Source organism: Brumimicrobium sp., from assembly GCF_048268645.1.
Classification (GTDB): Bacteria; Bacteroidota; Bacteroidia; order Flavobacteriales_D; family Crocinitomicaceae; genus Brumimicrobium; species Brumimicrobium ulvae.
Window position 1 is genome coordinate 1 of sequence record NZ_JBLWVE010000013.1, and the last position, 25,123, is coordinate 25,123.

Below are 25,123 nucleotides of genomic sequence, written 5' to 3' on the forward strand. Positions count from 1 at the left end.
CGACTGAGGAATCTCTTTTAATTTTATCAAGGTTTGTTTTCATCAAAACGATAAAGCAATGGATAATTCATTCGGCTTTTGAGAATCATAATAGGGAGGATACTTGGGCACCTTTTTTACCGACTTGCTCATCCATTTGTTTGTCATTCCGATGAAGTTCCGAGAATTCGGGACGACTGAGGAATCTCTTTTAATTTTATCAAGGTTTGTTTTCATCAAAACGATAAAGCAATGGATAATTCATTCGGCTATTGAGAATCATAATAGGGAGGATACTTGGGCACCTTTTTTACCGACTTGCTCATCCATTTGTTTGTCGTTCCGATGAAGTTCCGAGAATTCGGGACGACTGAGGAATCTCTTTTTATTTTATCAAGGTTTGTTTTCATCAAAACGATAAAGCAATGGATAATTCATTCGGCTTTTGAGAATCATAACAGGGAGGATACTTGGGCACCTTTTTTACCGTCTTGCTCATCCATTTGTTTGTCATTCTACGTTTGCAAAACGGATGAATTTAGCTATTATTCAGAAATTTTCTTCCTCAATTCTTCCTCAATTTTTTTAGGTTGATATATTTCGTTTCCATAAAGAAAGTAAGTGTCGTTACCGAAACCACTATAGGAAGGTAAGGTGCGCTCTGGGAATAATTCTCGTGCCATAAAATAAGTTCTTCCATTTTCAATGGCTTTATAAAAAGCAAAACTTCGAGGTGCGCCATCAACTGAAAGCACTCTGTTTTCGATATGACTTAAGGATTTACTTTTATCGGTATAAGCGTCCTTGTAATGGTCAAAAGAAAGATATCCAATCATATCTTCATAGGTCAAGAGCTTGAAAACTGGGGTGTTGGAGATGGCCATAACTTTTGAGAAAGAGATGGCTACGGCAGCATCTCGTTTGATTAATCGTTTTTCTCTAAAGGTGATTTTTTCATTTAGAATGGTTTTCCACGCTGCAATGCTCCCAATTTTATCATCGTTTTCATGCTTTCCCCATGCGGTTAAAACCTCCAATAGCTTTTCCTTTGGAACGTTTTGTTCGTGAAGGATATCCATGTATCGGAACGGTGCCCAAGACGGTTGTTTTTGACTGGTGATGGCTTGAATAAACTCAGTGCTTGTAAAGTATTCATAAAAGAAATCATCTTTCATGAGGTCTTGAATCACAAAGCTGGTATTCCATGCTAAACTGTCTTCCAATAAGGGGCTAAAAACGGGCCATGTAGCTTTTAGAAAGTCGAGCTGGTCTTTGTTTGTCTTGATGTAATAATAGTAGTCAATTTGATGATGCCCTAGCTCATTGGCTTTTTTAGCAACAGTTATGAATTGCTCAGGTTGATTTCTTTCTTGGAGCACATAAAGTGCGGCAAGGGAAAGAATAAAGTTGTCTGAATTTACATTTTCCTCCCAGTATTCAATCACTTTTGTTGTTGAATCCATATCATTGAGAGCAACGAGAGCTGTTCCTTGTAAAGATCCAATTGGGTCATAAGCTTTAAAAAAGTTGGGTTTCCATTCCAGTATGGATAGCAGGGTTTCTTTGTTGATGTGTCCGTCTTCTATTAACTGCTCGATGGCTTCTTCGCCATTCACCATTAATTCATTTTTGAGGAAAGGAACACTGATTTCATTGATTGCTATTGAGTCTGACATAGAGAAAGAGAGGCTGTCTAAAAAAGACAGGTTTTGATAAGCTTTGTGTGCTAGGTTGGGGTAGGTAATACTCGCTACTACAATAGATTTTCCAATGACCATTGTTTTTCCTACAAATCTGTTTTCTGATGAAGGATAATAGATGTCAAAAAACAAAGTTGGATGTTGCCCTGTAAGGTCATAAGTGGTGTCAACAATTGCTCCAAGCTCTTCTTCGGGCCAAGAAATTTGATCATCTAAAAGTTGGGTTGAAGATTTTTGAGAAAAAGCCCAAGAATGGAAATCTTTTATCAATACGTGGTAAGTGAGACTGTTATTGATGTCATTCAATACATATTCATTTGTATTTCTGTATTTGTATTGAGTACTCACTTTCTGTTTTTTGAACCCTGTATGCGTTAAGGTAGTAGAAAATGTACTATTGCTTATCTTGGTTTCTTTGCGTTCAGAAGGAAAAGGCTGAATGGCATCGAAATCACTTAGGAACTGTTCCTTTCTAGCTTCGTCTTCACCAGTGTATTCAACAAGTTGAATGAGGTTTCCCAACACCCTAATTTTCCCGTAGATTATTTTCCCACGGTCTTGCACAGCAAACGATTTCTGCAAATATTCACCTTCTTTGTGAATTTGATTTGAAAACTCAATACTGTCTATATTATATTCTCGCAGAAGGTAATGTCCAAAATCTTCTGAGTTGTAAAAAATTGTGTTGTCTGTCATGATGCTTTCCAAAACAAAAAAAGTTTCATCTGTTGTTGGATTGAACCATAAACTTGTCCACATCTGGTCATAGTCTTGTTGTCTTGTTTCTTCAATGGCTCCTTTTGGAAAGTTAAGGCGCATTGTTTTTGAAGGAGATACTACTGGATGGACTAGGTCTTGTTCTCCATAACGATCAAAATCAATAAACTTGAAACTGTTGAAGAAGTTGATAGCGCGATTTGAGTTCATAAAACGATGTCCTCCAAAGGCGTAGATTTCATAAATGATATTGTTTTTGTGGAAAACCCTCATCCATTGCGCGCCGCCATCATATTTCACATTTCCTTGGTAGGCTTTTGTTTGTCCATCGATCATTAAGGAATCAAAGGAGGTAATTTGGAATTCTTTAGGGTCAAAGTAACTCATTACAATAGAGTCTAAGTTGGTTTTATAATTGTAATGATACATTCCTAAACTGTATGTGTTTCCCTGGCCAAGTTCTAGGTATTTTGCAATGCGTCCTCCACCAAAACTATACTCCATGGTCGCAGGTTTTCCCGTAAAACTAATGGATGCTCCATAGCGTTCGTCTATGTATTCATAATGGGTGCATTTTTTCAGGAGTTTTTGTTTTTGAACAGATTGCGGAGTGAATTTACTTTTCAGCACTTCAACAGTATAGCCTTTTTCTCTTAATAAGGGAACAATTCCTTGAGGTCCTAATAAATGAGCCGCCCCAACAGCAATAAAAGTTGAATTGTTTTGGTGAAGAATAGTATCGATTCCTTCCGTCATGTTGATGTTTCTGTCAACAATTAAATCTTTGTATAAATCAACATATTGTAAAGTTGAATTGCGGGTGTATTTATGCAAGTCATGGGCATTCCCTTCGAGGTATTTTCGTTTTAACGCATCTCTTCCAAGTATTCTTAAATTACTTGGGGCGTCGGGGTTATATTCATTGTTTATTCCAATGACCATTTGACTTTGAATGGTTTCTAGGGGAATGAAATTCTTTTTGCAATTATCGGCAACTTGCTTAAAGTACATGTCGATAAACTGGGGTCTACCGTTGTCTGAACCATAAAGTGTGTAGGTTACATTATCTACACCTCTTGCAGGGATTAGCCAATGCAGCAAGTTTGATTTTTTGTAATCCAACTGATTGTGTGCGATGTCTTCATCCAACATCATTTCTGTGATGTCTGTTTCCAAAACAACAGCATCTGCATTTTCCAAAATGGGATAGAGGGTGTCGGGAAACTCAAAAACGTCATTATCGTTGCTGTGGTAGGTTCCAAATAAATACGAACTGTTGGGCATATCGTCTCTAGAGATTTCCCATAACAGTTCATAATTAGATCTATCAATCTCTTTTTTTTGACCGAAAGAATTAAAGTTCAGCAAGAACAAAATAAAAAAGATTGAGTAGCGCATAAGGTTATGTATTGAATTATTTAGTTATTCTTTGTGGGTATGGAACATTTTCCCATTCAATATAACAGTTTCTATATTATTCTCACCAAAAGAATAAGGAATTCTTGCTAATGAAGAAATTGGATGGGTAATCATAATGTTTGCCTTCTTACCAACGGAGATGGATCCGTGACTATTTGAAATCCCCATGGCGTATGCTGTATTCAGCGTTGTTGCATTTAAGGTTTCAACGGGAGTCATGTTCATTTTAGTACAAGCGATTGAAGTCAATAATTGCATATTTCCACTTGGAGAAGATCCTGGATTGTAGTCTGAAGCCAAAGCCAAAGGTAAATCTGCGGCAATGACTTGTCTGGCCTTTCCATAAGGAATAGATAAAAAGAAGGAACAGCCTGGTAAGAAAGTAGGCATCACATCACTTCCTTGTAGTGCAGCGATATCTGCTTCATCTAATTCTTCTAAATGGTCTACAGATAAAGCACCATGTTCAACAGCTGCTTTTACACCTCCCATAATGGAGAATTGATTTACATGAACCTTTGGAATCAAGTTGTATTTTGCTCCTGCTTCAAGCAAGGTGTTCATTTGTTCCACAGTGAAATAATTTCTTTCACAGAAACAATCAATATAATCTGCTAAATCTTCGGCTGCAATTTTGGGCAGCATTTCGTTAATGATGAGGTCGATATATCCTTGGTGGTTTTCTTTAAATTCTACTGGAAAAGCGTGTGCTCCTAGAAAAGTAGCTTTAATGGCCATCGGGGAAGCTGCTTTTAATCGTTTGATTACGCGTAACATCTTTAATTCGCCTTCTACCGAAAGTCCATAACCCGATTTTATTTCGATGGCTCCTGTTCCATATTTTGCCAATTCATGAATTCGCTCAAGCGCTTCTTCAAAAAGAGTGTCTTCATCCATTTCTTGTAGTCGCGCAGCAGAATTTAATATTCCACCTCCTTTTAAGGCAATCTCTTCATAAGTCAAGCCTTTAATACGGTCTTCGAATTCTTCTTCTCTGGTGGCAGCAAAAACAGCATGTGTATGTGAATCACAGAAAGTCGGTAGGACATATTTCCCTTCGGCATCAATTACTTCAAGGTTTCTCCAATCCATAATTCCGCCCCAGTCTTCCATTTTTCCATAGGCAATAATCTCATCGTCTTCAATGGCTAAAAACGCATTTTCAATCATGTTGTCATGATCCATTTGCTCTCCTTTTTTGTAATGTGGGAGATTTTCACCTGTTTGAAATAGACCTTTGATATTTTTAATTAACATTTTTGCCATAACACTAAATTCAGAGTTTTAAGATACCTCAAATTTAGTTTAAAGACTTCTTTTTCCAAATCTTTGCGCTTTGTTTCATTGCAATATATTTTATAGCGCTCTTTTTTAATGTCGAAGTCCTCTGTTTATAAGGAGATTATAGCGATTTTTGGTAAAATGGAATTCTGTATGGCCTTTTGCGGTATAAATAATTAATTTATGTAACTTTGTCGCCTTGCAAACGATCATAGAATGTCAAAAGGAGTAAAAATATTTGCCGGAAGGGCAACCCAGCAATTGGGAGAGAAGGTAGCAAAAGAGTTTGGAATCCCTTTGGGGAATGTAACTGTAGCTGAATTCAGTGATGGTGAATTTCAACCTTCATTCGAAGAGACTGTGAGAGGGCAAGACGTCTTTATCGTTCAGTCTACACCACCACCTTCAGAGAACTTGATGGAGTTGTTGTTAATGGTTGACGCTGCAAAACGTGCTTCTGCGCGAAAAATTATTGCAGTGATTCCTTACTTCGGTTTTGCTCGTCAAGACAGAAAAGACAAACCCCGTGTTGCTATTGGAGCAAAGTTGGTGGCCAACATGTTAATGGCTGCTGGAGTAGATCGATTGATGACCATGGATTTACATGCGGATCAAATTCAAGGATTTTTTGAAGTGCCTGTTGATCATTTATATGCTTCAACGGTTTTCTTCCCAGAAATTCAGGAATTGTCTCAAAATGGTATCGTAGTTATGGCAGCCCCAGATGTTGGTGGAGCTAAACGTGCCAACTCTTATGCAAAGAAGTTGAACCTCGGATTGGCACTTTGTCATAAGCAAAGAAAAGTGGCTAACGTAGTTTCCGAAATGACTGTAATTGGTGATGTAGAAGGAAAAGACGTAGTTCTTGTTGACGATATGATTGACACTGCAGGTACACTAACCAAAGCCGCAGACTTATTCATGGAAAAAGGTGCGAAAAGTGTTCGTGCATATTGTACCCACGCGGTGCTTTCTGGGCCAGCTTATGAGCGTTTAGAAGCCTCACAATTAACAGAGTTGATCGTTACAGATACAATTCCGTTGAAGAAACAAAGCGATAAAATTCGTGTTGTTTCTGTGTCTCCACTCTTTGGTGATGTCATCAAAAAGTTGGTACACAACGAATCAATTAGTAAACATTTTATAATATCATAATAAAAACAAAACAATGAAAACAGTACAATTGAGCGGTTCGCTTAGAGCGAACGTAGGGAAAAAGGACACGAAAGCTATTCGTAGGAATGGAGGTGTTCCTTGTGTACTTTATGGATCAGGAGAGCAAACATGCTTTTCAGTTCGTTCAGTAGACATCGAAAAGTTAATTTTCTCTCCAAACGTATACCAAGTAGAATTGGATATCGATGGAACAAAGAAAATGGCAATTATTCAAGCAAAACAAATGCACCCGGTTACAGATAAACCTTTGCACGTTGATTTCCTTGAATTATCAGATGATAAACCAGTGAAGGTTGGTATTCCACTTCGTGTAGTTGGTCGTTCGAAAGGAGTTATGAACGGTGGTCGTTTAATGACTATCTTCCGTCGAATCAATGTTGAAGGTTTACCAAAAGATCTTCCAGAAGAAGTAGAAATTGACATTACACCACTTCGTATTGGTCAATCTTACCGTGTGAAAGATATTAACATCCCAGGCGTTAGAACATTAGAAAATGAAAACGCAGTAGTTGTTTCTGTTAAAATGGCACGTGGAGCTGTTGATGCAGATGACGAAGAGGAAGAAGAAGGAGCAGAAGGTGGCGAAGAAGCTGCTGAAGCAACTGAAGAATAAATATCAAATTACTTTAAAATGTTTAAGGCCCAGGCAAAATTGTCTGGGCTTTTTTGTGTGTGATGTTTTTATGGTAGGATTGCTGAAAATTAGTGTGATAAATTTGATAATGTATGCCTACCTCGTTTGCGTAAGCATGCCGTTTAAAATAAATAGGCAGAGAAAAGAACGATTGCTCACCGTCCGTACATTCCCTATTCATTAAAGTAATTTTCAAAAAAAGAGTCCAAACAATTAAGTTTGGACTCTTTTCAAATATCATTTGTTTGAATTAGAATGTTTGCTATTAAGGCGCGCTTGATTTTAAAAATTATAAGTTGACATTAGTCAATGTTAATTTTTAAAATTGAGTGCAACGCCAAGAGCGGACTTTCTAAACAAACAATTAGTATCTGTAATGCTCTGGTTTATATGGACCTTTCACATCAACACCAATATAATCAGCTTGTTCTTTAGAAAGTTCTTCTAATTCAACTCCGATTTTTGCAAGGTGCAATTCAGCAACTTTCTCATCAAGGTGTTTTGGCAGCATGTAAACATCGTTTTCATACTTGTCAGAATTGTTCCAAAGCTCTAATTGTGCTAATGTTTGGTTAGCAAAAGAGTTAGACATTACGAAAGATGGGTGACCCGTTGCACAACCTAAGTTGACCAAACGACCTTCAGCCAAAAGAATAATGTCTTTACCATCTAAGTTGTATAAATCAACTTGTGGTTTAACTTCGTCTTTCGATTGAGCGTTGTTATTCAACCAAGCAACATCGATTTCATTATCAAAGTGTCCAATGTTACAAACGATTGTTTTGTCTTTCATTTTCTTGAAGTGACGATCAACAACGATGTCTTTGTTTCCTGTCGTTGTAACAACGATATCAACATTGTGAACAACATTGTCTAATTTTCTTACTTCAAAACCGTCCATTGCAGCTTGTAAAGCACAAATCGGGTCAATTTCTGTAACAATTACACGTGCACCAGCACCTTGTAATGAAGCAGCCGAACCTTTACCAACATCACCATATCCACAAACAACAGCAACCTTTCCAGCCATCATTGTATCTGTAGCACGACGAATAGCATCAACCAATGATTCTTTACATCCGTATTTGTTATCAAATTTAGATTTTGTTACAGAATCGTTAACGTTGATTGCTGGCATTACTAAAGTACCATTTTTCTTTCTTTCGTATAAACGGTGAACTCCTGTAGTTGTTTCTTCAGAAAGTCCTTTAATGTCTTTTGTTAATTCTGGGTAGCGGTCAAAAACCATGTTTGTTAAATCACCACCATCATCAAGAATCATGTTTAATGGTTTACCACCTTCAAAAGCATGTAATGTCTGCTCGATACACCAGTCAAACTCTTCTTCATTCATTCCTTTCCATGCAAAAACTGGGATTCCAGCTGCTGCAATTGCCGCCGCTGCATGATCTTGAGTAGAGAAAATGTTACATGATGACCAAGTTACGTCAGCTCCTAATTCAACTAATGTTTCAATGAGTACTGCTGTTTGAATTGTCATGTGTAAACACCCTGCAATACGTGCACCTTTTAATGGTTTTTGAGCACCGTACTCCTCACGTAAAGACATTAGTCCCGGCATTTCTGCTTCTGCAAGTCTAATTTCTTTTCTTCCCCAATCCGCAAGGCTGATGTCTTTAACCTTGTATTTTAATTGTTCCTTTGCTTCGTTCATTTATCTTTTTTTTACTTAAATCGATTACAAAAGTAAGTAATATATCACTTAATGACAAAAACATCAATGATTTAAAACAAGTGTTTGTCTTTTGTTAAGCTATATTAATAAAGTAGGCTTATTCGAAGAGAAATTCTTTGAAGAACGTTTTATGAATTGTAATTCTTGGAATTGGAAAATCATTAAAAGACAAAAAAATCCTAAATTATGCTTTAGGTCATTTAAAAAAATGATTAAATGCAGTTTATCAAAAATCTTTTGATTTTGGCTTTGAGAGACAATACACTATGCTTAGTTTTATATCGTAATTTAAAAACAAATATGATGATTGATTCACAAATTAAAAGAAAACTAAGGAGTTTAGCATCCTTATCTCTCCTAGTAGGAGCGGTTTCTTTCTCCTCATGTTCTGGCGGGAGTGACCAGAAAAGTGGAATAAGTAAAACAAATCCAGAAGACATTAAAGTTGTTTCGGAAATGGTAGCAGAGCTAACAGCGCCTCCTTTCGTTCCTAAATCTACAGCTGATCGAGCGGCAACTAAGCTTATCGTTGATATGGAGATTATTGAGGAGACTGGAACAATGGCCAGTGGAGTAGAATACGTTTACTGGACTTTTGGTGGAACTGTTCCTGGTAGTTTTATCAGAACAAAAGTGGGGGATGAAGTGGAATTCCATTTGAAAAACCACCCAGACAATAAGTTACCTCATAATATTGACCTTCACGCGGTGACAGGACCAGGAGGTGGAGCTGTGTCTTCATTCGTAGCGCCAGGACATGAAATTGTTTTTCAGTTTAAAACTTTGAAACCTGGTCTATATGTTTATCACTGTGCTACTGCACCTGTTGGAATGCACATTGCAAACGGAATGTATGGTTTGATCTTGGTAGAGCCTGAAGAAGGGTTGCCACCTGTAGACAAAGAGTACTACGTGATGCAAGGTGATTTCTATACCAAAGGAAAGTATGGTGAAGCAGGACTTCAACCTTTTGATATGCAGAAAGCAATTGATGAAGAAGCAGATTATGTTGTGTTCAACGGTAGTGTTGGGGCTTTGTCTGGTGATGACGCATTGACTGCAAAAGTGGGAGAAACTGTACGTATATATTTTGGAAATGGTGGACCAAACTTAGTTTCTTCTTTCCACGTAATTGGTGAAATATTTGACCGAGTAACTGTAGAAGGGGGTAGTTTAGTGAATGAAAATGTACAAACAACATTGGTTCCTGCAGGTGGTGCAGCAATGGTAGAGTTTAAAGTAGATGTTCCTGGAGAATTGGTATTAGTTGACCACTCTATCTTTAGAGCATTTAATAAAGGTGCATTAGGTATTCTAAATGTTACTGGACCTGAAAACAAACAGATTTACTCTGGAACTATTCAAGAAGGAATCTACCTGCCTGAAGGAGGAACAATTCAGTCTATGCCAGTTGAGGATGATCAACCAGCAAAAGAAGCTGTTGAGATGACGAAAGCAGAGAAAATGGAAATGGGTAAAAAGCTATATGGTTCAACTTGTTTTGCTTGTCACCAAGCAAATGGAGAAGGAATCGAAAATGCATTCCCTCCATTGGCCAATGCTGATTATCTTAATGAGGATGTAGATCGTGCAATCGATATTGTATTAAGAGGTAAGAGCGGAGAAATTACTGTGAACGGTAAGAAATACAACAGTGTGATGACTGCTCAAAACTTAACTGATGAAGAAGTAGCTGCGGTAATGACTTATATTTACAACAGCTGGGGTAACAACGGTACTGAGGTTACTACTGAAATGGTAAAGAAAGTACGTAAATAATAATATATTCACCTTTAAATTTTAAAGTCATGTTTTCCAAATTTTTAACTGTAGTAGTAATTATTTTTCTCTCTCTCATTAGCTATGGGCAAAAGGAAGGCATGGCTTTAATTAAAGGAGGCCAGTATATCCCTCTGTATGGAACAGATTCCAATATCGTTAAGGTTCAAGATTTTTATATTGATCAGTATCCAGTAACAAATGCTGAGTATGTGAAGTTCCTTGAGGATAATCCAAAATGGAGAAAATCCAATGTTATTGCCCTCTATGCAGATGGAAACTACTTGCGACACTTTAAAGACGATTTGAACCTGAAAGATGGTGAATTGGAGAATGCTCCGATGACAAACGTTTCTTATTTTGCTGCAAAAAAGTATTGTGAATGTCAGGGGAAAAGACTGCCAACACTTGATGAATGGGAGTATGTAGGAATGGCTGATGAAAAAGATGCTGATGCCAGGACTAAAGATGAGTACAATAAGTTTATTTTAAGTTGGTACGAGAAACCAAATTCGTATAACCAAGAAGTTGGTAGTACTTTTGAAAACTACTGGGGTGTGTATGATATGCACGGACTGGTATGGGAATGGACGCAAGATTTTAACTCTGTTTTGATTTCTGGTGAATCCAGAAGTGATGTAGATGGGGGAAACGACTTGTTTTGCGGTGGTGCTGCACTGGGTTCTTCTGATTTAATGAATTATGCAGCTTTTATGAGATATGCATTCCGTGGAAGTGTCAAAGCGAATTACTCTATTAGAAATCTAGGATTTAGGTGTGCTAAATCCATTAATTAATGACTATGAAAAAATACATCATACTTTGTTTAACTGCTTTGCTTTCCATGGGCTTGCTCTACAGTTGCACTGAGGAAGAGCCGCAAGTTGAAGCTTCTGAAGAGCTTGAACAGGAGACGGTTAAAAAAGAGTTCACGGGTGAATTACCGGAGCTTTCTGTTTATAATTTGCCTTCTGACTGGACCAATCAAAATGGAGAGTTGATTAAACTCGAGGACCTTAAAGGTGATATTGTGGTTGCGGTAATGATTTACACTACATGTAAAGCTGCTTGTCCAAGGTTGATTGCTGACATTCGTCGTATACACGAGAAAGTAAGTGACAAAGCCAATAAGCAGGTAAAATATGTGTTTGTGAGCATCGACCCAGAAGTAGATACACCAGAAAGAATGAAAGCGTTTGCGATTGAAAACGAAATGGATAATGACCAATGGGTTTTCTTACGTGGAAGCATCGAAGATACGCGCGAGTTTGCCGCAGTTCTTGCGGTAAGTTATAAGCGTATTTCTCCAATTGACTTCTCTCACTCAAACATCATTAGTGTATTTGATCAAGAAGGAGTTTTGGTTCATCAAAAAGAAGGTTTAGGTGTTGATGATTCGTCAACAATTGAAGCCATTGAGAAATTAGCAATGTAGGAGATGTAAATCTTATACTGTGTTTTATAAAACTGTGCGTTGAGCTGAATAGCTTAACGCACTTTTTGTTTTTAAGAGTTTCTTAATGAAAATAAATGGGTGAATTTCAGCTTAACCACAAAATTTTGGATAGACACCTTTGATGAAAGCATTCAACTTCCCATACGTTAACAGTTACCTTCTTTTTTTGCTCTCCCTCTCCCTAAAATCTCTCCCTTTCTATATCGCCTGTCGAACAATCTGTTTCAAAAACTTTTCAGTAATTAAATACGTTGGTTTCACGCCTGTCAGACCAAGTCCTCCCGAAGCTAAAGTGCTTCCTGTTTCTAATGGATTGTCTGAAGCGTAGTAGGCATACCTTACTTTTACCTCCGAACAAATACTGTTTCGAATTTTAGAAGCTGCTTGAATCGCTTTTTGATAATGAGCACCCTCCATTTCTAAACCAATGACTTTCCAAGTCGACTTCTTGAAGTAACTCAACATCTCTTTGTTTTGTAATGAAGTTCCTAAAACGGTTATCATGTGTCCTTCTGTTGCCTCAATGTCCTCATCTTCAAAATCGGCCAGTGTAATTTCGTTCACGAAGGGATAGTTGTCTGTGGTTCCCTCAAAAACGTGTGCATGAGGTATCATGATGTCTCCTTTTCCTCCTTTCAGAATTCCTGCTTTACCCATGATAGAAACAGAATCTACATTTAATTTTACAGGTCCATTGATCCCTTTCTTGTAGGGTTTCAATAATTCGTCCATGGTTTCAAAAGCTTGTTCACCAAAAGCATAATCCATCACAATAATCACAGCGTTAGTGTCATCAATCACCTCCGAAAGGTAACTGTCACTAAAATCTACCTTTGATAAATCAAAAATCTGTACATCGATGTTTGTTCCGGATTGATCAGCAAGATAAGTCATTCCTTGCTTTGTTGCCAAATCACTGATTAACTTTCTGTCTTTAGAGTTTTCGGGCTGACTTAATCGTTCAAAAAACTCTCGCTTATTCAGTTTTTCTTTCTGTTTTGATAAGATTTGTTTACTGAATAAATAGTTCATCACGCTGTGCATATTTGCACTGATAATGTGAATTGGACGGTCAATAATGCCTTGGTTTTCCAACTCCTTTTTGATTCTATTGGCCCACCTCTCACCATGCATGTGATGACCTGTTCGTTCTCTTAAAACAGGACTAAATAAAATCACTCTTTTGTTGATTTCTAACACTTCGTCAATGGCTAATTTTCCAAGCCAATAAATTACCCGTAAAAAACGGTGTGGTAATTCTTCGGTATGCAGCGCTTTATTAACATCTAAAACTTCTTCAAAAGTTCGCCCCAAGATATTGGCTACATGAAACATGGCTACCTCAAGTTCTTCGTTTGAAATTTCTTCTTGATTGATAATGGACTCGAATTTTAACCACTCTTTTGTAAGTCCACCTTTGTCATCAATCACCACACGATTTGCAATCTTGTGCGATTCAATAAACAAGAAAGTAAGGTGGGTAAGGATATCGTATATATCAGAGCGACCACGTGTGATTTCCACGTTCATTTGGTCTTTGTCGATGCGGTAACAATTTCTTCTTCTTTTTGGAGGGATGATCGATTTTAGGTTAGATAAATCATAACCTTCATCTCCCGTTAAGTTGATTACAGGACATTCTTCAATACCATGAGGTAGACGATCTAAAACATAAACTAAACCGCTTAACTCAACCTTTTCTTCGCCCATTGTACCGTAAATCTCAGGCTGTAGCTCCAATAAGCTCTCCCTCAAACTTTTACCTGAAACTCCCATTGGCTTATAGAAACCCCTATTGAAAAGGTGACGCATTGTTATGTATATTCGCTCTATGGCTTGAGTTGCTTCTTGTGCTTTTGTTCGTTTTTGTTCGCTCATATGTGGTTGAAAATTATTTTATCTTTTGAAATCAATATAGCGAATATAATGAAATCGAGGGCTTTTTCTAGAATAAGAAATGATTAAGTGTTTTTAAAACAAAGATTCCAATTGGAAATTTGTAAAACTTGTTGCTATATCCCGATTCTTTCTATTTTTGCATTACTCAAAATAAAAATAATGAAACATACAAAAATTAAAGCGTTATTGGAATCGTCTCAAGTAGGCGAAAAAGTTATTGTTAAAGGTTGGGTAAGGGCCTTCAGAAGTAATCGTTTTATTCAGATCAATGACGGATCAACGATCAATAATATCCAAGCGGTAATTGAGTATGAAAATTTTGATGAAGCCATCCTGAAAAAAATTAGTACTGCCGCTGCTGTTGAAGTGCATGGAACTTTAATTGAATCTCAAGGAAAAGGGCAATCAGTTGAAATAGCAGTTGAAAATGTTCATATTCTTGGAGAAGCAAACCCAGATGAGGTTCAGAAAACGGTAATGCAACCTAAAAAACACAGTCTTGAATTTTTACGCGAACAAGCACACTTGCGTTTCAGAACGAATACTTTTGGAGCAGTGTTTAGAATTCGTCATGGATTAACTTTTGCAATTCACAAGTTTTTCAACGATAAAGGATTTTACAATTTACACACGCCAATTTTAACTTCATCTGATGCAGAAGGAGCGGGTGAAATGTTCCATGTTACGAATTTCGACTTGAATAATATTCCGAAAACAGAAGACGGAAAAGTTGATTACTCACAAGATTTCTTTAATAAACCTGTAAACCTAACGGTCTCTGGTCAGTTAGAAGCTGAGTTGGGGGCCTTGGCTTTAGGTCAGGTATATACCTTTGGACCTACATTTAGAGCAGAAAATTCAAATACTTCTCGTCACTTGGCGGAATTTTGGATGATTGAGCCAGAGGTTGCTTTTAATGACTTGAAAGACAACATGGATTTGACAGAAGAATTCTTAAAGTACTTGTCAAACTACGTTCTTGAAAACTACGCAGATGATTTGAAATTCTTAAATGATCGTGATGTAAAAGAACAAAGTGCGAAACCAGCCAAGGATAGAAATCCATTGACTTTAATTGAAAGATTAGAGTTTGTGGCGAACAACGAATTCAAGAGAATTACCTATACGGAGGCCATCGAGATTCTAAGAAATTCTAAACCTTTCAAGAAAAAGAAATTCAAATATGATGTAGAATGGGGTGTAGATTTACACTCTGAACATGAGCGTTATTTGGTAGAAAAAGAATTCAATTGTCCAGTAATTATTACAGATTACCCAGCCGACATCAAAGCTTTCTACATGCGTCAAAACGATGATGGAAAAACGGTTGCAGCAATGGATGTTTTATTCCCAGGGATTGGGGAAATTGTTGGAGGTTCTCAACGTGAAGAGCGTCTAGATGTCTTGAAAAAGAAATGTGCCGATTTCAACATTGATGAAAAAGAAGTGTGGTGGTATATAGACTCACGTAAATTCGGAACAGTTCCTCACGCAGGGTTCGGTTTAGGATTCGAAAGAATGGTGATGTTTGCCACAGGAATGACGAATATTAGAGACGTAATTCCTTTCCCAAGAACACCGGGTAACGCTGACTTTTAGGTTGAAGAGTGCCTGCGGCATTTGGTGTTTTCACAGAGTTTTACAGAGGGTTTTCACAGAGTGCCACGGAGAAGAATTACATTCGGTAGAGGGAGAGAAAAGAGGGAATAAAGAGATTTGTATTATAGCCATCTCCATTTTCTCTCACTTCACCTAAGGTGAGCCTCCGTGAGCCTCTGTGAAAAACCTTACATTCGGTAAGCTCAGTGCATCGTTTTTCTCTCCGTGTAAAAAATAAAAAAAAACTGAGCGAAGCGAACAATCAACTAAAAATACCCATCTCCATTTTCTCTCCTCACCCAATGTGATCCGATCCTCCGTGCATCTCTGTGAAGCCCTCCCCATTATCTCTGTGTAAGAAAAATGTGGCACCGCCACAACACCAAGCCGGCAAAAATTTTTAAATTTACAATCATAGATTAAGTTGAGTTAGTTTGCTAAACTTTAATCAGAAATAAAACAGTAATTTGGCTAATTATATTTATCTTAAGCGTAGAAATTATCTATTATGGCACTAAAACAAACCTTTTCTCAAAAGATGGAGCAAAAGCTCTCACCGCAACAGATTCAATTAATGAAGTTATTGCAGGTGCCAACCATGGAGTTAGATCAACGCATTAAGCAAGAACTTGAAGTGAATCCTGCGCTTGAAGAAGGGAAGGAAGAGCTTGAAGATGAATTTGAACAAGAAGAGTATGAGGATGATTTTGCTGAAGATGAGAATGATTTTGATATAGAAGATTACCTCAGCGATGATGAACCCGCCTATAAAACCAGTGTAAACAATAAAGGGAAGGATGATGAGGAAAAGTCAATGCCACTTTCTTCGAGCTCATCTTTTCAAGAAAGAATGTTGTCTCAGTTAAATATGCAAGTGTTGACTGAGGAGGAGGTGACCATTGCAACTTATTTAATTGGAAGTCTTGATGATGCAGGTTATCTGGAGCGTGATTTAGAAGCAATTGTTGATGATTTGGCCTTTTCTCAGAATTTAATTACGACTGAAGAAAATTTAGAAGAAATTCTAAAATATGTTCAAAAACTTGATCCCCCAGGAGTAGGAGCTAGAGATCTTCAAGAGTGTCTAATTCTACAAATGGAGCGGAAGCAAGATGGTGATATTACGCGTTATACCGCATTGAAAATCTTAGAAGATTATTTTGAAGAGTTTACAAAAAAACACTATCAAAAGATCATTCAAAAAATGGAGATTTCTGAGGAAGATTTAAAAGAAGCGGTACACGAAATTATTCGTTTGAACCCCAAACCAGGTGGTTCACTTAAAGAATCCTCTAAGTCATTGCAACAGGTGGTTCCAGATTTTCAAATTACCGAAGAGGATGGAAAGCTGGTATTGACATTAAACGGAAGAAACGCGCCAGACTTGAAAATTAGTCAAGGTTATAAAAAGATGCTTCAAAATTATTCTGAAGGAGCAAAACTGAATAAGTCGGATAAAGAAACATTGTCTTTTGTTAAAAGTAAGCTGGATTCAGCCAAATGGTTTATTGATGCCATTCAACAACGTCAAAATACATTGTTTTCTACAATGACCGCAATTATGAATTACCAAAAAGAATATTTCTTGACAGGTGATGATACACAGTTGCGTCCTATGATTTTGAAAGATATTGCAGAAATTGTTGATTTAGATATTTCGACCATATCTCGTGTGGCTAATTCAAAATATGTTCAAACGCAATATGGAACATTCTCCTTGAAGCACTTCTTTTCAGAGTCATTATCTACCGATTCTGGAGAGGAAGTTTCGACAAGAGAAGTGAAACAAATTCTTTTAGAAGCCGTTGCTGAAGAAAACAAAAGAAAACCATTGACGGATGAGAAGCTGGCGGCATTGTTAAAAGAAAAAGGATACAATATTGCACGAAGAACAGTAGCAAAATATAGAGAACAATTGAATATTCCAGTTGCTCGTTTAAGAAAAGAACTTTAATGAAAGGATTCGCTTCGTTTATCTCATGGTTGTTTTTGCCTTTATTCACACCAATTTATGGTTTGTTGCTGACTTTGTATTTGCCCGTTCAGTCCAAATCCTTTGTAGCGAATGAATCTTTGTTCATGATTGACCCTGTTGCAAAGTATTTATTCTTGTTGCTATTTTTGGTTTTTATAGTCTTGGCGCCAGGAATGTCTTTTGCTGTTTTAAGAATGAACAAGACCATCCGTTCTTTCCAGATGGAAAGTAAAGAGGAGCGTTTGACTCCAATTGCTATAATGACCTTTTATTGCATGGTATTGTATTTGTTTTTGCATTTTCAAGGAGAAGGAGTGCTGATTCCGAAAATCATAAAAGCAATGGTTTTGGGTGGAGCCATCGCAGGATTTATTGCTTATTTTATCACTAAAAAGATGAAAATCAGTCTTCATGGGATAGGAATGGGGGCACTATTTGGATTTTTCTATATGTACGCCACCGGATTAGAACAGGTTCCTGTTGGTATGCTTATTTCAATAGTGTTCTTAGGAGGTGTGGTTTTGTCCGCCCGGCTAGTATTGAAAGCACATTCAATGAAAGAAATTAGTGCAGGATATCTATTAGGATTTGCAACACAGATAATTAGTATTTATTTTTACCCTTAAATTAAAAACCATATATGAAAAGAATAATCATTTTTAGCCTCTTATTTTCATCAACTTTGTTTTTCATGAGTTGTGAAATGACCAAGAAATCAATTTCAGAATTCAATTTGTTTACCATCGAAAACGATAAGCAATTAGGAAAGGAAGTAGCCATGGAGATTGAAAGTAATCCACAAGAATATCCAATTCTAGATAGCGCAAAAAACGCAACAGCTTACAAATACTTGTATGACATTAGAGATAGAATTTTAAATTCAGGTAAAGTTGAACATAAAAACGACTTTGCTTGGAGGTTAAGAATTATCCACGATGATCAAACCAAAAACGCATTTTGTACGCCAGGAGGATACATTTATGTGTATACTGGATTAATGAAGTACCTTGATTCTGAAGAGCAATTGGCAGGAGTTCTGGCGCATGAGATTGGTCACGCTGATTTACGTCATTCTACAAGACAAATGACCAAATTGTATGGTGTTGAGACTTTATTGAATATGTTGGCAGGTGATCGTGCTTTAATTAAAGATATTACAAAAAGTATCATCGGTTTGAAATTTTCACGAACACATGAAACAGAGGCAGATAAAGCATCCGTAACGTATTTATGTCCGACCGATTATGTTGCAGCAGGTGGTGCGAAATTCTTTGAGAAAATTGAAGCAGAAGGTGGAGCAGGTGTGCCAGAATGGTTAAGTACTCACCCAAGTCCAGATAATCGTATTGAGTATTTTTATAACCAGTCAACCGAACAAGGTTGTACAGGAAAAGAAACCTACAAAGCGCGTTACCAGTTATTATTAAGAGCTTTGCCAAACTAATTGAGTGCATGATTGTAAAGACAGCCCAAGGAAACGAATATGATTTAAAGAGGGGGATTGATATTTCAATTCCCCTTTCTGATGATGAAAAGAATCCACTGGCATGGTATGTCAAGCCTCCTAGGTTCGAACCTGTTATGCAAGACGGATGGGTGGGCTCTGTAAAAAACGGAGGAACTGTTAATTTCCGAAATATTTTCTTTAATCCTCATGGTCATGGAACACATACCGAATGTCTTGGGCACATTACAAAAGAAGTATATTCCATCAATGCAAATTTGAATGAATATTTCTTCGAAGCAGTTGTCTTTAGTGTTGAGCCAAAGTTAATAGGTGAAGACCAGATCATCGTTGCTGAACAACTTAAAAAGCTAAAAGAATATGGTGCAATCGAAGCACTGATTATTCGTACGCTACCCAATACTATTGATAAAAAATCAAAAAACTATTCTTCAACTAATCCACCTTTCATTGATGCAGAATGTTTAAGTATTATTAATGAATTAGGTGTGAAACATTTGCTTATCGATCTCCCTAGTGTTGATCAAGAGCTAGATGGTGGAGTTTTGGCTTTTCATCATGGGTTCTGGCAAGTGCCAAGCCAACCACGTTTCGATCGTACGATTACTGAGATGGTGTTTATTCCTGATACTGTGCGAGATGGAATTTATCTGTTGAATCTACAAGTTGCTCCTTTTGAAAATGATGCCGCCCCTAGCCGACCTGTGATTTATCCTTCAAAATAATTACCTTAAACCTTAAATCGTTTGATATGAGAGTTTTAATTTTCGTTTTATTGTTTCCTGTTGTTGCTTTTGCCCAAAACAAAGTCACTATAGATTTCGAATTTGTCGATCAAGAACCTCAGTCGGTGAAGCAAAACGCAAGATTGGAGTTGGGTCTGACATTGCCCGACACCCTTATGAAGTCGATTAAAGAATTTATATATGGTCAGCCCCACCAAAGAACAGGACTTAATCCTTTTGTTAGTTGGGAACTTGATATAAAAGCCCATTTCAAACATAGAGCTAGTGGAGAGAAGTTTACGGCAATTGGTTTTTGGTATACTGAGGTGCAACGCAACACATCGTACAACCGCTGGAATTATTTGCATACAGAATTGCCTTTTCGCGTGAGGTACGCCCCGCCAAAAACAGGCGAATGGGAAGTATATTTTGAAGTTGATGTCAAAGGCATGCCGAGTTATTTTTCTGCTCCTAAAACCTTCAATGTAGTTTCTTCCACATATAAAGGTCATGTAACCTATAATAAGCAAACAGAATACCTCGAACGTGATGGACGTACCATTATTCCGACGGGTGTAAATTTGCCCTTTCCTTCGAATAAAAACAACTTGATGTACAGCATAGATAAGGAGGAAACGCTTAATGTTGAAGTTTGGGAAGCTTATCACGACCAAGTAAAAAGGTATATTGATCAAGGAGGAGAGTACTTTAGAATGTTCCTACATCCAAGCTCAACCGAAATTGAATTTGAAGAAGTTGGGTATTACCATAGTCGCCAAAATTTCGCTTGGGAGATAGACCGTATTATCGATCTTTGTGAAGAGAGTAATACCTTGATACAACTTGATTTGATGTATCACTCCTATTTTATGAAATTAGGAGACTACCATCAGTTTAGGTTCGATTTCTCTGACCATTGGTATGATGAGAAGGCATGGCCGTTTGAAGATAGAACCGAAATTTCAGGTTATTCAAGATTGTTAAACACAAAAACTCCTTCAGATATGTTTTTATCGGAGTTAGGGATGCGTTACCTTAAAGAACGTGCACGCTACATTATGGCCCGTTGGGGGTATTCAACAAGTATATCCAACGTTGAATTGTTGTGTGAACCATGGCACATCAATGAAAATCCTTACGCTTCGGATACCCCGTATGATTCGCTTACAAAAGCTGGTGATATTGCTAGAAAAGCCATTTATGAATACCATAAACAGATGTCGAGCTTTATCAAAGATTCTATACAATACAATCAAAAGTTGTTGAGTGCTGTTGGACGATTTCCTGCAGGAAAAAGTAACATTTATTCTCATTACACAGAAAGAGATCCGGATTTTATTGACAGTACTTGGTATCTCGACGAAGTGGATATGATTACCATTTCCTATTATTCTAAAAGTCCCGAAAAAATGTTGATTTCGAAGACGAATAGCAATAACGAATGTGGGGACAATGAAAACTCAATGGCGTGTACTGTTGAAAGATTGAAAAGAACCTATGGCAAACCCGTAATCATGGGCGAGTTTGATCACGGAGATGATACTTACGAATGTTCAGATTATCAAGGGCATTACATTGATATTATGCGCTCACCATACAATGGCTTAGTAGGGCATTATGTTTGGGCTGCTTTTGCTATTTATGATGATACGGGAAGAAATGAAGAGGTGTCATGGCCTAGGATTATTGCCACTAAAAATTATTTCAATAGTGATTGGTTTTTGAATACGGTTGAAAATAAAGGGGTATTGGGCAGACAAAAGGAAAAATTCGAACAAACAAATAAAGATATAGTTGAGACTCAGTATATTGTTACTGAAGACAAGTCAACAGCTGCAGGATATGTGTACAACAGAACGTTCAATATTAATACTGCAGCAGGAATGTCTTTAGAGCAACTTGCAGAAACCCCTTGTGCGTTAAACGCTCCAGTGTTTTCTACACCACTTAGTGTTTCTTGGAAGCCTCAACGAATGCATGTTCAGGGTTTACAGTCATTTACGAAGTACCGCATAGTTTTTTATAGCTACGTCGACCATGCTTTTATATTTCAAGCTGAGGTCCGCAGTTCGATTCTGGGGCGTCTAAAATTAGTGCATCCTGTTTTGATTCCAGAGAAAACCAAAAATCCTTTGATTTGGTACCGCATCGAGAAGATGAATTAATATAGATTTAACACTGTTCATCGACTAATTTTTCTTAAATTTGGTATCTTGTTGAGCAATGATTTATGGCAAAGTACACCTTAAGTTTAGAAGATGATTTTAATTATGATTTAATAGGCTTATGTAGCCATCAAGGCGATTACAGAGTGTGTTGGTCAATTAATGAACGTATTGGTTTACGGCTTCAAAAATCCACTGAACCTTATATGGTGTCTGGTAAAAAAGGTGCGATCACCTCTTCACATTCCTTGTATGAGTGGTTTGATGAAGAAGAGAACGTGAACTATTACTTCATTCAAAATAAGAACGAAGGGAAATTTTTGGTGCCAGAAAAAGCACAAATTGATTTCTTTTTGGTGATTAAAGACGCTGGGGTAGTGGATGTAGAATCCCTTTTAGGAGAGTTAAGAAAAATCTCTTGTGTATTGACCGCGTTTATTTTTGACCCCTATGAACTGAAGTCTGCCAATAAATTTATTTTTTAAGTTGCAAAACAATTGAAATTCAATTAAGAAAGAAAGAATGAAAACAATGAAACGAACAAAAATTGTAGCGACCTTAGGTCCTGCTTCATCATCAAAGGAAACTTTGAGAGCAATGATGGAAGAAGGAATGAACGTTGCGAGAATCAATTTTTCTCATGGTTCCTATGAGGATCATGAAAAAGTAATCAATATTATTCGTGAATTAAACGAAGAGACAGGATTAAACGTAGCAATATTGGCCGACTTACAAGGTCCTAAGATCCGTACTAGAGAAATGGAAAACAATGGTGTGGACCTTATTCCTGGTGAAAAAGTTGAAATTGTTACTGAAGAAGGTGTGGTAGGAACAAGCAAGAAATTTGCAATCAACTATGCACAACTAGCAGAAGACATTAACCCTGGTGAGCGTATTCGTTTAGATGATGGTAAATTGGAATTGGAAGCTATTTCAACAGATGGGAAAGTAATTACAGCAGTGGTGAACCATGGTGGAATTTTATCTTCGAATAAAGGAGTGAACTTACCCAACACTGTGATTTCCTTGCCTTCATTGACAGAAAAAGACCAAGAAGATTTACAGTTTGCAATGGATCACAATGTGGACTGGGTAGGTTTGTCTTTTGTACGATCGGCACGAGATATTATTGAACTCAAGCACATTATCAGCAAGCACCACAATAAAGCGAAAATTGTCGCAAAGATTGAAAAACCTGAGGCGATTAAAGACATCGATGGAATTATTCGTGAAACTGATGCGATTATGGTGGCTCGTGGTGACTTAGGAGTAGAGATTCCAATGGAAGACGTTCCTTTAGTTCAAAAAATGTTGATCAAAAAATGCTATCTGCATGCAAAACCAATTATTGTAGCAACCCAAATGATGGAGAGCATGATAGAAGATTATACGCCAACAAGAGCAGAGGTGAATGATGTTGCAAATGCTGTACTGGATGGTGCAGATGCTGTAATGCTATCAGGTGAGACTTCCGTTGGTAAACATCCAGTCTTGGTGATTCAAGCAATGAATAAAATTGTGTCGAAAGTTGAAGAGTCAGATTTGATTTATTACAAGGAAGAGGTTCCTGAGAAGAATCAAGATCGCTTTATCTCTGATTCAATTTGTTTTAATGCCACAAGATTAGGTAATCGAGTTGACGCAAAAGCAATTGTAACGATGACTTTCTCAGGATACACTGCATACAAAATTGCTTCTCAACGTCCTAAATCACAAATATTTGTTTTTACAAGCAATCGTGAAATCTTAACCCAGTTGAATTTAGTTTGGGGAGTTCGTGCTATCTATTATGATAAGATGGTAAGTACCGATCATACCATTGCAGATATTAAGTATATATTGAAAGAAAAAGGATTCGTTAAAGAAGGGGAGTTGGTAATTAACATTGCTTCTATGCCGATTGAATCAAAAGGAAAATCAAATATGTTAAGGTTAAGCTATGTAGATTAATAGGAATTTGAAACATACAAAAAAAATCCCAGTAGATCTACTGGGATTTTTTTTATTTAGTTGATGATATATCGAACAGCAATAGAGCCTCCCCAACCAAAGTAGGGAGAATTGATCAAACCAATATATGGTCCTGTATCTACAGCAAATCCTAAAGGAACACCTGTGTTTGGCTTAATGTTAAAGTCTAATCCGATAACACCGTCTACACCTAAATGAAATCCTTTTTTGTAATAATCATGGTCGTCATCATAGTGCCAATGATCTGAGCTTCCCCAAACACCTAAACTTGGTCCAACACCTAAGTACCAATCAAAACCATTTGTCCAACCGGTAGGGTTTTGCCATTCGTAAAGGGCTTGACCTGAAATATGGTATGGGCCACCTCCTACGGTAAACTCAAGTGCATTCTTTCCGCCAATGAAAGTTTTGAAATTAACTCCACCTCCACCAAATGGTCCTCCACCTGCATTCATCCCTTTCAGTCCGATAGCATTTTGGTAAGTTTGTCCATAACTAAAAAATGATAGCATCAATAAAGATGTAAGCATTGCAATTTTTCTCATAATTTATTCCGTTTTTTTGTTGTAACAATATAGTGTTTTCGATAGTTAAAGAATAATATTAAGTATTGAGTTTTCATAAAAAACTATAATTCTACTTCACATAACTTTTACTCTGTTGACTGACTTCTGATTAAGATTCTCTATCTTTGGTGAAAATAAATTAGATCACCATGAAAGGCGTATTAATCATAGATGATGAGGTTGAAATTCGTGAATTATTAGAGTATAATCTTCAGAAAAATGGCTTTTCAACTTTTATGGCGGCTAATGGAAAAGAAGGATTAGACACTTTAGAAGAAAATAAACATAAAATAGACTTGGTTTTACTGGATGTAATGATGCCAGTAATGGATGGAATAGAGGTGTGTGAAATGATCCGAAAAGAGCCTAAGTATGATGATGTTTTGATTTGTTTTTTAACCGCCAGAAACGAAGATTACAGTCAAGTCGCCGGGCTTGATGCAGGCGCAGATGATTATATTTCTAAACCATTAAAACCAAAAGTACTGATCAGTAGAATTAATGCATTGTTGCGTAGAAATGGTTCTAGGCAGCGAAAAATAGAGGATTCCCATGGTTTAACCATCAATAGAGAAAAATATATCGTTACTTTGAATGGGGAGGTGATACAATTGCCCAGAAAAGAATTTGAATTACTGGCTCTGTTAAATTCAAAACCCGGTGTTGTTTTTGAACGTGAGCAAATATTATCCTCAGTTTGGGGCGATGGAATTGTTGTTGGTGACAGAACAATCGACGTGCATGTGAGAAAGTTAAGAGAAAAACTGGGTGCTCATTATATTCAGACAGTAAAAGGAGTAGGATATAAGTTTGTCGGAAACACCGTAGTTTAACTATGTTTTTTTAGGGTTTTATCTCTCATTTTAAACCATTCAAATGTTTTAAAACCAAATATTTATTCCCATTTTTTGTTTTTAATCT

At 37.1% G+C, this 25,123-nt stretch carries 19 protein-coding genes; 14 read left to right on the top strand and 5 right to left on the bottom strand.

Annotated features, from left to right (window positions below; genetic code table 11):
• Positions 1-524: 524 nt before the first annotated feature.
• Both ACN0U3_RS10495 and hutI read right to left on the bottom strand, forming a co-directional pair.
• Entirely contained in the window at positions 525-3,794 is a 3,270-nt protein-coding gene (locus ACN0U3_RS10495; RefSeq protein WP_417266184.1) for a TraB/GumN family protein, read from the bottom strand.
• 24 nt (positions 3,795-3,818) lie between these two features.
• The gene (gene hutI / locus ACN0U3_RS10500; protein WP_417266185.1) at positions 3,819-5,081 is read right to left on the bottom strand and encodes an imidazolonepropionase; all 1,263 of its coding nucleotides are present in this window, start codon (positions 5,079-5,081) and stop codon (positions 3,819-3,821) included.
• A gap of 231 nt (positions 5,082-5,312) precedes the next feature.
• Between hutI and ACN0U3_RS10505 the strand changes: the two genes are divergently transcribed.
• Positions 5,313-6,251, top strand: a complete 939-nt coding sequence (locus tag ACN0U3_RS10505) for a ribose-phosphate pyrophosphokinase (RefSeq protein ID WP_299204803.1) — start codon at positions 5,313-5,315, stop codon at positions 6,249-6,251.
• Positions 6,252-6,264: 13 nt separating this feature from the next.
• Complete coding sequence (locus tag ACN0U3_RS10510) at positions 6,265-6,885, top strand: 50S ribosomal protein L25 (protein ID WP_417266186.1); 621 nt, start codon at positions 6,265-6,267, stop codon at positions 6,883-6,885.
• 385 nt (positions 6,886-7,270) lie between these two features.
• Here ACN0U3_RS10510 and ahcY read toward each other — a convergent pair whose 3' ends face one another.
• Entirely contained in the window at positions 7,271-8,581 is a 1,311-nt protein-coding gene (ahcY, locus tag ACN0U3_RS10515) for an adenosylhomocysteinase (protein ID WP_417266187.1), read from the bottom strand.
• A 321-nt stretch (positions 8,582-8,902) separates the two neighbouring features.
• On the opposite strand from ahcY, the gene nirK reads away from it, so the two are divergent.
• Genes nirK through ACN0U3_RS10530 form a run of 3 tightly spaced genes read left to right on the top strand, consistent with a single transcriptional unit; the run spans position 8,903 to position 11,816 of the window.
• Positions 8,903-10,381, top strand: coding sequence for a copper-containing nitrite reductase (gene nirK / locus ACN0U3_RS10520; protein WP_417266243.1), 1,479 nt, complete (start codon positions 8,903-8,905; stop codon positions 10,379-10,381).
• 29 nt (positions 10,382-10,410) lie between these two features.
• On the top strand, positions 10,411-11,178 hold the full coding sequence (locus ACN0U3_RS10525; RefSeq protein ID WP_299204791.1) for a formylglycine-generating enzyme family protein: 768 nt from the start codon (positions 10,411-10,413) through the stop codon (positions 11,176-11,178).
• A gap of 5 nt (positions 11,179-11,183) precedes the next feature.
• On the top strand, positions 11,184-11,816 hold the full coding sequence (locus ACN0U3_RS10530) for an SCO family protein (RefSeq protein ID WP_299204789.1): 633 nt from the start codon (positions 11,184-11,186) through the stop codon (positions 11,814-11,816).
• A 219-nt stretch (positions 11,817-12,035) separates the two neighbouring features.
• Here the strand turns inward: ACN0U3_RS10530 and ACN0U3_RS10535 are convergent, their stop codons facing one another.
• Positions 12,036-13,715 (bottom strand): DUF6909 family protein, encoded by a 1,680-nt coding sequence (locus ACN0U3_RS10535; RefSeq protein WP_417266188.1) that lies wholly within the window; start codon positions 13,713-13,715, stop codon positions 12,036-12,038.
• A 180-nt stretch (positions 13,716-13,895) separates the two neighbouring features.
• Here ACN0U3_RS10535 and asnS point away from each other — a divergent pair, with 180 nt between their 5' ends.
• The 8 genes from asnS to pyk all read left to right on the top strand — a co-directional run bounded on the left by asnS (position 13,896) and on the right by pyk (position 23,615).
• Entirely contained in the window at positions 13,896-15,335 is a 1,440-nt protein-coding gene (gene asnS / locus ACN0U3_RS10540) for an asparagine--tRNA ligase (protein WP_299204783.1), read from the top strand.
• A 508-nt stretch (positions 15,336-15,843) separates the two neighbouring features.
• Positions 15,844-17,289, top strand: coding sequence for an RNA polymerase factor sigma-54 (gene rpoN, locus ACN0U3_RS10545; RefSeq protein WP_299204779.1), 1,446 nt, complete (start codon positions 15,844-15,846; stop codon positions 17,287-17,289).
• Positions 17,289-17,936 carry a hypothetical protein gene (locus ACN0U3_RS10550; RefSeq protein ID WP_417266189.1) on the top strand — a complete coding sequence of 216 codons (648 nt, stop codon included), beginning with the start codon at positions 17,289-17,291 and terminating at the stop codon, positions 17,934-17,936. The genes rpoN and ACN0U3_RS10550 overlap by 1 nt, the downstream gene beginning before the upstream one ends.
• A 14-nt stretch (positions 17,937-17,950) precedes the next feature.
• The gene (locus ACN0U3_RS10555; protein ID WP_299204773.1) at positions 17,951-18,754 is read left to right on the top strand and encodes a M48 family metalloprotease; all 804 of its coding nucleotides are present in this window, start codon (positions 17,951-17,953) and stop codon (positions 18,752-18,754) included.
• Between the two features lie 8 nt (positions 18,755-18,762).
• Positions 18,763-19,500 carry a cyclase family protein gene (locus ACN0U3_RS10560; RefSeq protein WP_417266190.1) on the top strand — a complete coding sequence of 246 codons (738 nt, stop codon included), beginning with the start codon at positions 18,763-18,765 and terminating at the stop codon, positions 19,498-19,500.
• 26 nt (positions 19,501-19,526) lie between these two features.
• On the top strand, positions 19,527-21,665 hold the full coding sequence (locus tag ACN0U3_RS10565; protein WP_417266191.1) for a DUF5060 domain-containing protein: 2,139 nt from the start codon (positions 19,527-19,529) through the stop codon (positions 21,663-21,665).
• Between the two features lie 65 nt (positions 21,666-21,730).
• On the top strand, positions 21,731-22,150 hold the full coding sequence (locus ACN0U3_RS10570) for an IPExxxVDY family protein (RefSeq protein ID WP_417266192.1): 420 nt from the start codon (positions 21,731-21,733) through the stop codon (positions 22,148-22,150).
• 46 nt (positions 22,151-22,196) lie between these two features.
• The gene (gene pyk / locus ACN0U3_RS10575; RefSeq protein WP_417266193.1) at positions 22,197-23,615 is read left to right on the top strand and encodes a pyruvate kinase; all 1,419 of its coding nucleotides are present in this window, start codon (positions 22,197-22,199) and stop codon (positions 23,613-23,615) included.
• A gap of 56 nt (positions 23,616-23,671) precedes the next feature.
• Here pyk and ACN0U3_RS10580 read toward each other — a convergent pair whose 3' ends face one another.
• Positions 23,672-24,181 carry a hypothetical protein gene (locus tag ACN0U3_RS10580; protein ID WP_417266194.1) on the bottom strand — a complete coding sequence of 170 codons (510 nt, stop codon included), beginning with the start codon at positions 24,179-24,181 and terminating at the stop codon, positions 23,672-23,674.
• Between the two features lie 170 nt (positions 24,182-24,351).
• Between ACN0U3_RS10580 and ACN0U3_RS10585 the strand changes: the two genes are divergently transcribed.
• Entirely contained in the window at positions 24,352-25,035 is a 684-nt protein-coding gene (locus ACN0U3_RS10585) for a response regulator transcription factor (protein WP_299204750.1), read from the top strand.
• Positions 25,036-25,123: the final 88 nt, after the last annotated feature.

Bases quoted from the DNA above. Each gene is read 5' to 3' on its own strand.
- ACN0U3_RS10550 (WP_417266189.1), top strand. From the start codon at position 17,289: ATGAAAGGATTCGCTTCGTTTATCTCATGGTTGTTTTTGCCTTTATTC.
- ACN0U3_RS10560 (WP_417266190.1), top strand. From the start codon at position 18,763: ATGATTGTAAAGACAGCCCAAGGAAACGAATATGATTTAAAGAGGGGG.
- rpoN (WP_299204779.1), top strand. From the start codon at position 15,844: ATGGCACTAAAACAAACCTTTTCTCAAAAGATGGAGCAAAAGCTCTCA.
- ACN0U3_RS10530 (WP_299204789.1), top strand. From the start codon at position 11,184: ATGAAAAAATACATCATACTTTGTTTAACTGCTTTGCTTTCCATGGGC.
- ahcY (WP_417266187.1), bottom strand. From the start codon at position 8,581: ATGAACGAAGCAAAGGAACAATTAAAATACAAGGTTAAAGACATCAGC.
- ACN0U3_RS10510 (WP_417266186.1), top strand. From the start codon at position 6,265: ATGAAAACAGTACAATTGAGCGGTTCGCTTAGAGCGAACGTAGGGAAA.
- ACN0U3_RS10585 (WP_299204750.1), top strand. From the start codon at position 24,352: ATGAAAGGCGTATTAATCATAGATGATGAGGTTGAAATTCGTGAATTA.
- ACN0U3_RS10505 (WP_299204803.1), top strand. From the start codon at position 5,313: ATGTCAAAAGGAGTAAAAATATTTGCCGGAAGGGCAACCCAGCAATTG.
- pyk (WP_417266193.1), top strand. From the start codon at position 22,197: ATGAAACGAACAAAAATTGTAGCGACCTTAGGTCCTGCTTCATCATCA.
- nirK (WP_417266243.1), top strand. From the start codon at position 8,903: ATGATGATTGATTCACAAATTAAAAGAAAACTAAGGAGTTTAGCATCC.
- ACN0U3_RS10535 (WP_417266188.1), bottom strand. From the start codon at position 13,715: ATGAGCGAACAAAAACGAACAAAAGCACAAGAAGCAACTCAAGCCATA.
- ACN0U3_RS10580 (WP_417266194.1), bottom strand. From the start codon at position 24,181: ATGAGAAAAATTGCAATGCTTACATCTTTATTGATGCTATCATTTTTT.
- ACN0U3_RS10570 (WP_417266192.1), top strand. From the start codon at position 21,731: ATGGCAAAGTACACCTTAAGTTTAGAAGATGATTTTAATTATGATTTA.
- asnS (WP_299204783.1), top strand. From the start codon at position 13,896: ATGAAACATACAAAAATTAAAGCGTTATTGGAATCGTCTCAAGTAGGC.
- hutI (WP_417266185.1), bottom strand. From the start codon at position 5,081: ATGGCAAAAATGTTAATTAAAAATATCAAAGGTCTATTTCAAACAGGT.
- ACN0U3_RS10555 (WP_299204773.1), top strand. From the start codon at position 17,951: ATGAAAAGAATAATCATTTTTAGCCTCTTATTTTCATCAACTTTGTTT.
- ACN0U3_RS10495 (WP_417266184.1), bottom strand. From the start codon at position 3,794: ATGCGCTACTCAATCTTTTTTATTTTGTTCTTGCTGAACTTTAATTCT.
- ACN0U3_RS10525 (WP_299204791.1), top strand. From the start codon at position 10,411: ATGTTTTCCAAATTTTTAACTGTAGTAGTAATTATTTTTCTCTCTCTC.
- ACN0U3_RS10565 (WP_417266191.1), top strand. From the start codon at position 19,527: ATGAGAGTTTTAATTTTCGTTTTATTGTTTCCTGTTGTTGCTTTTGCC.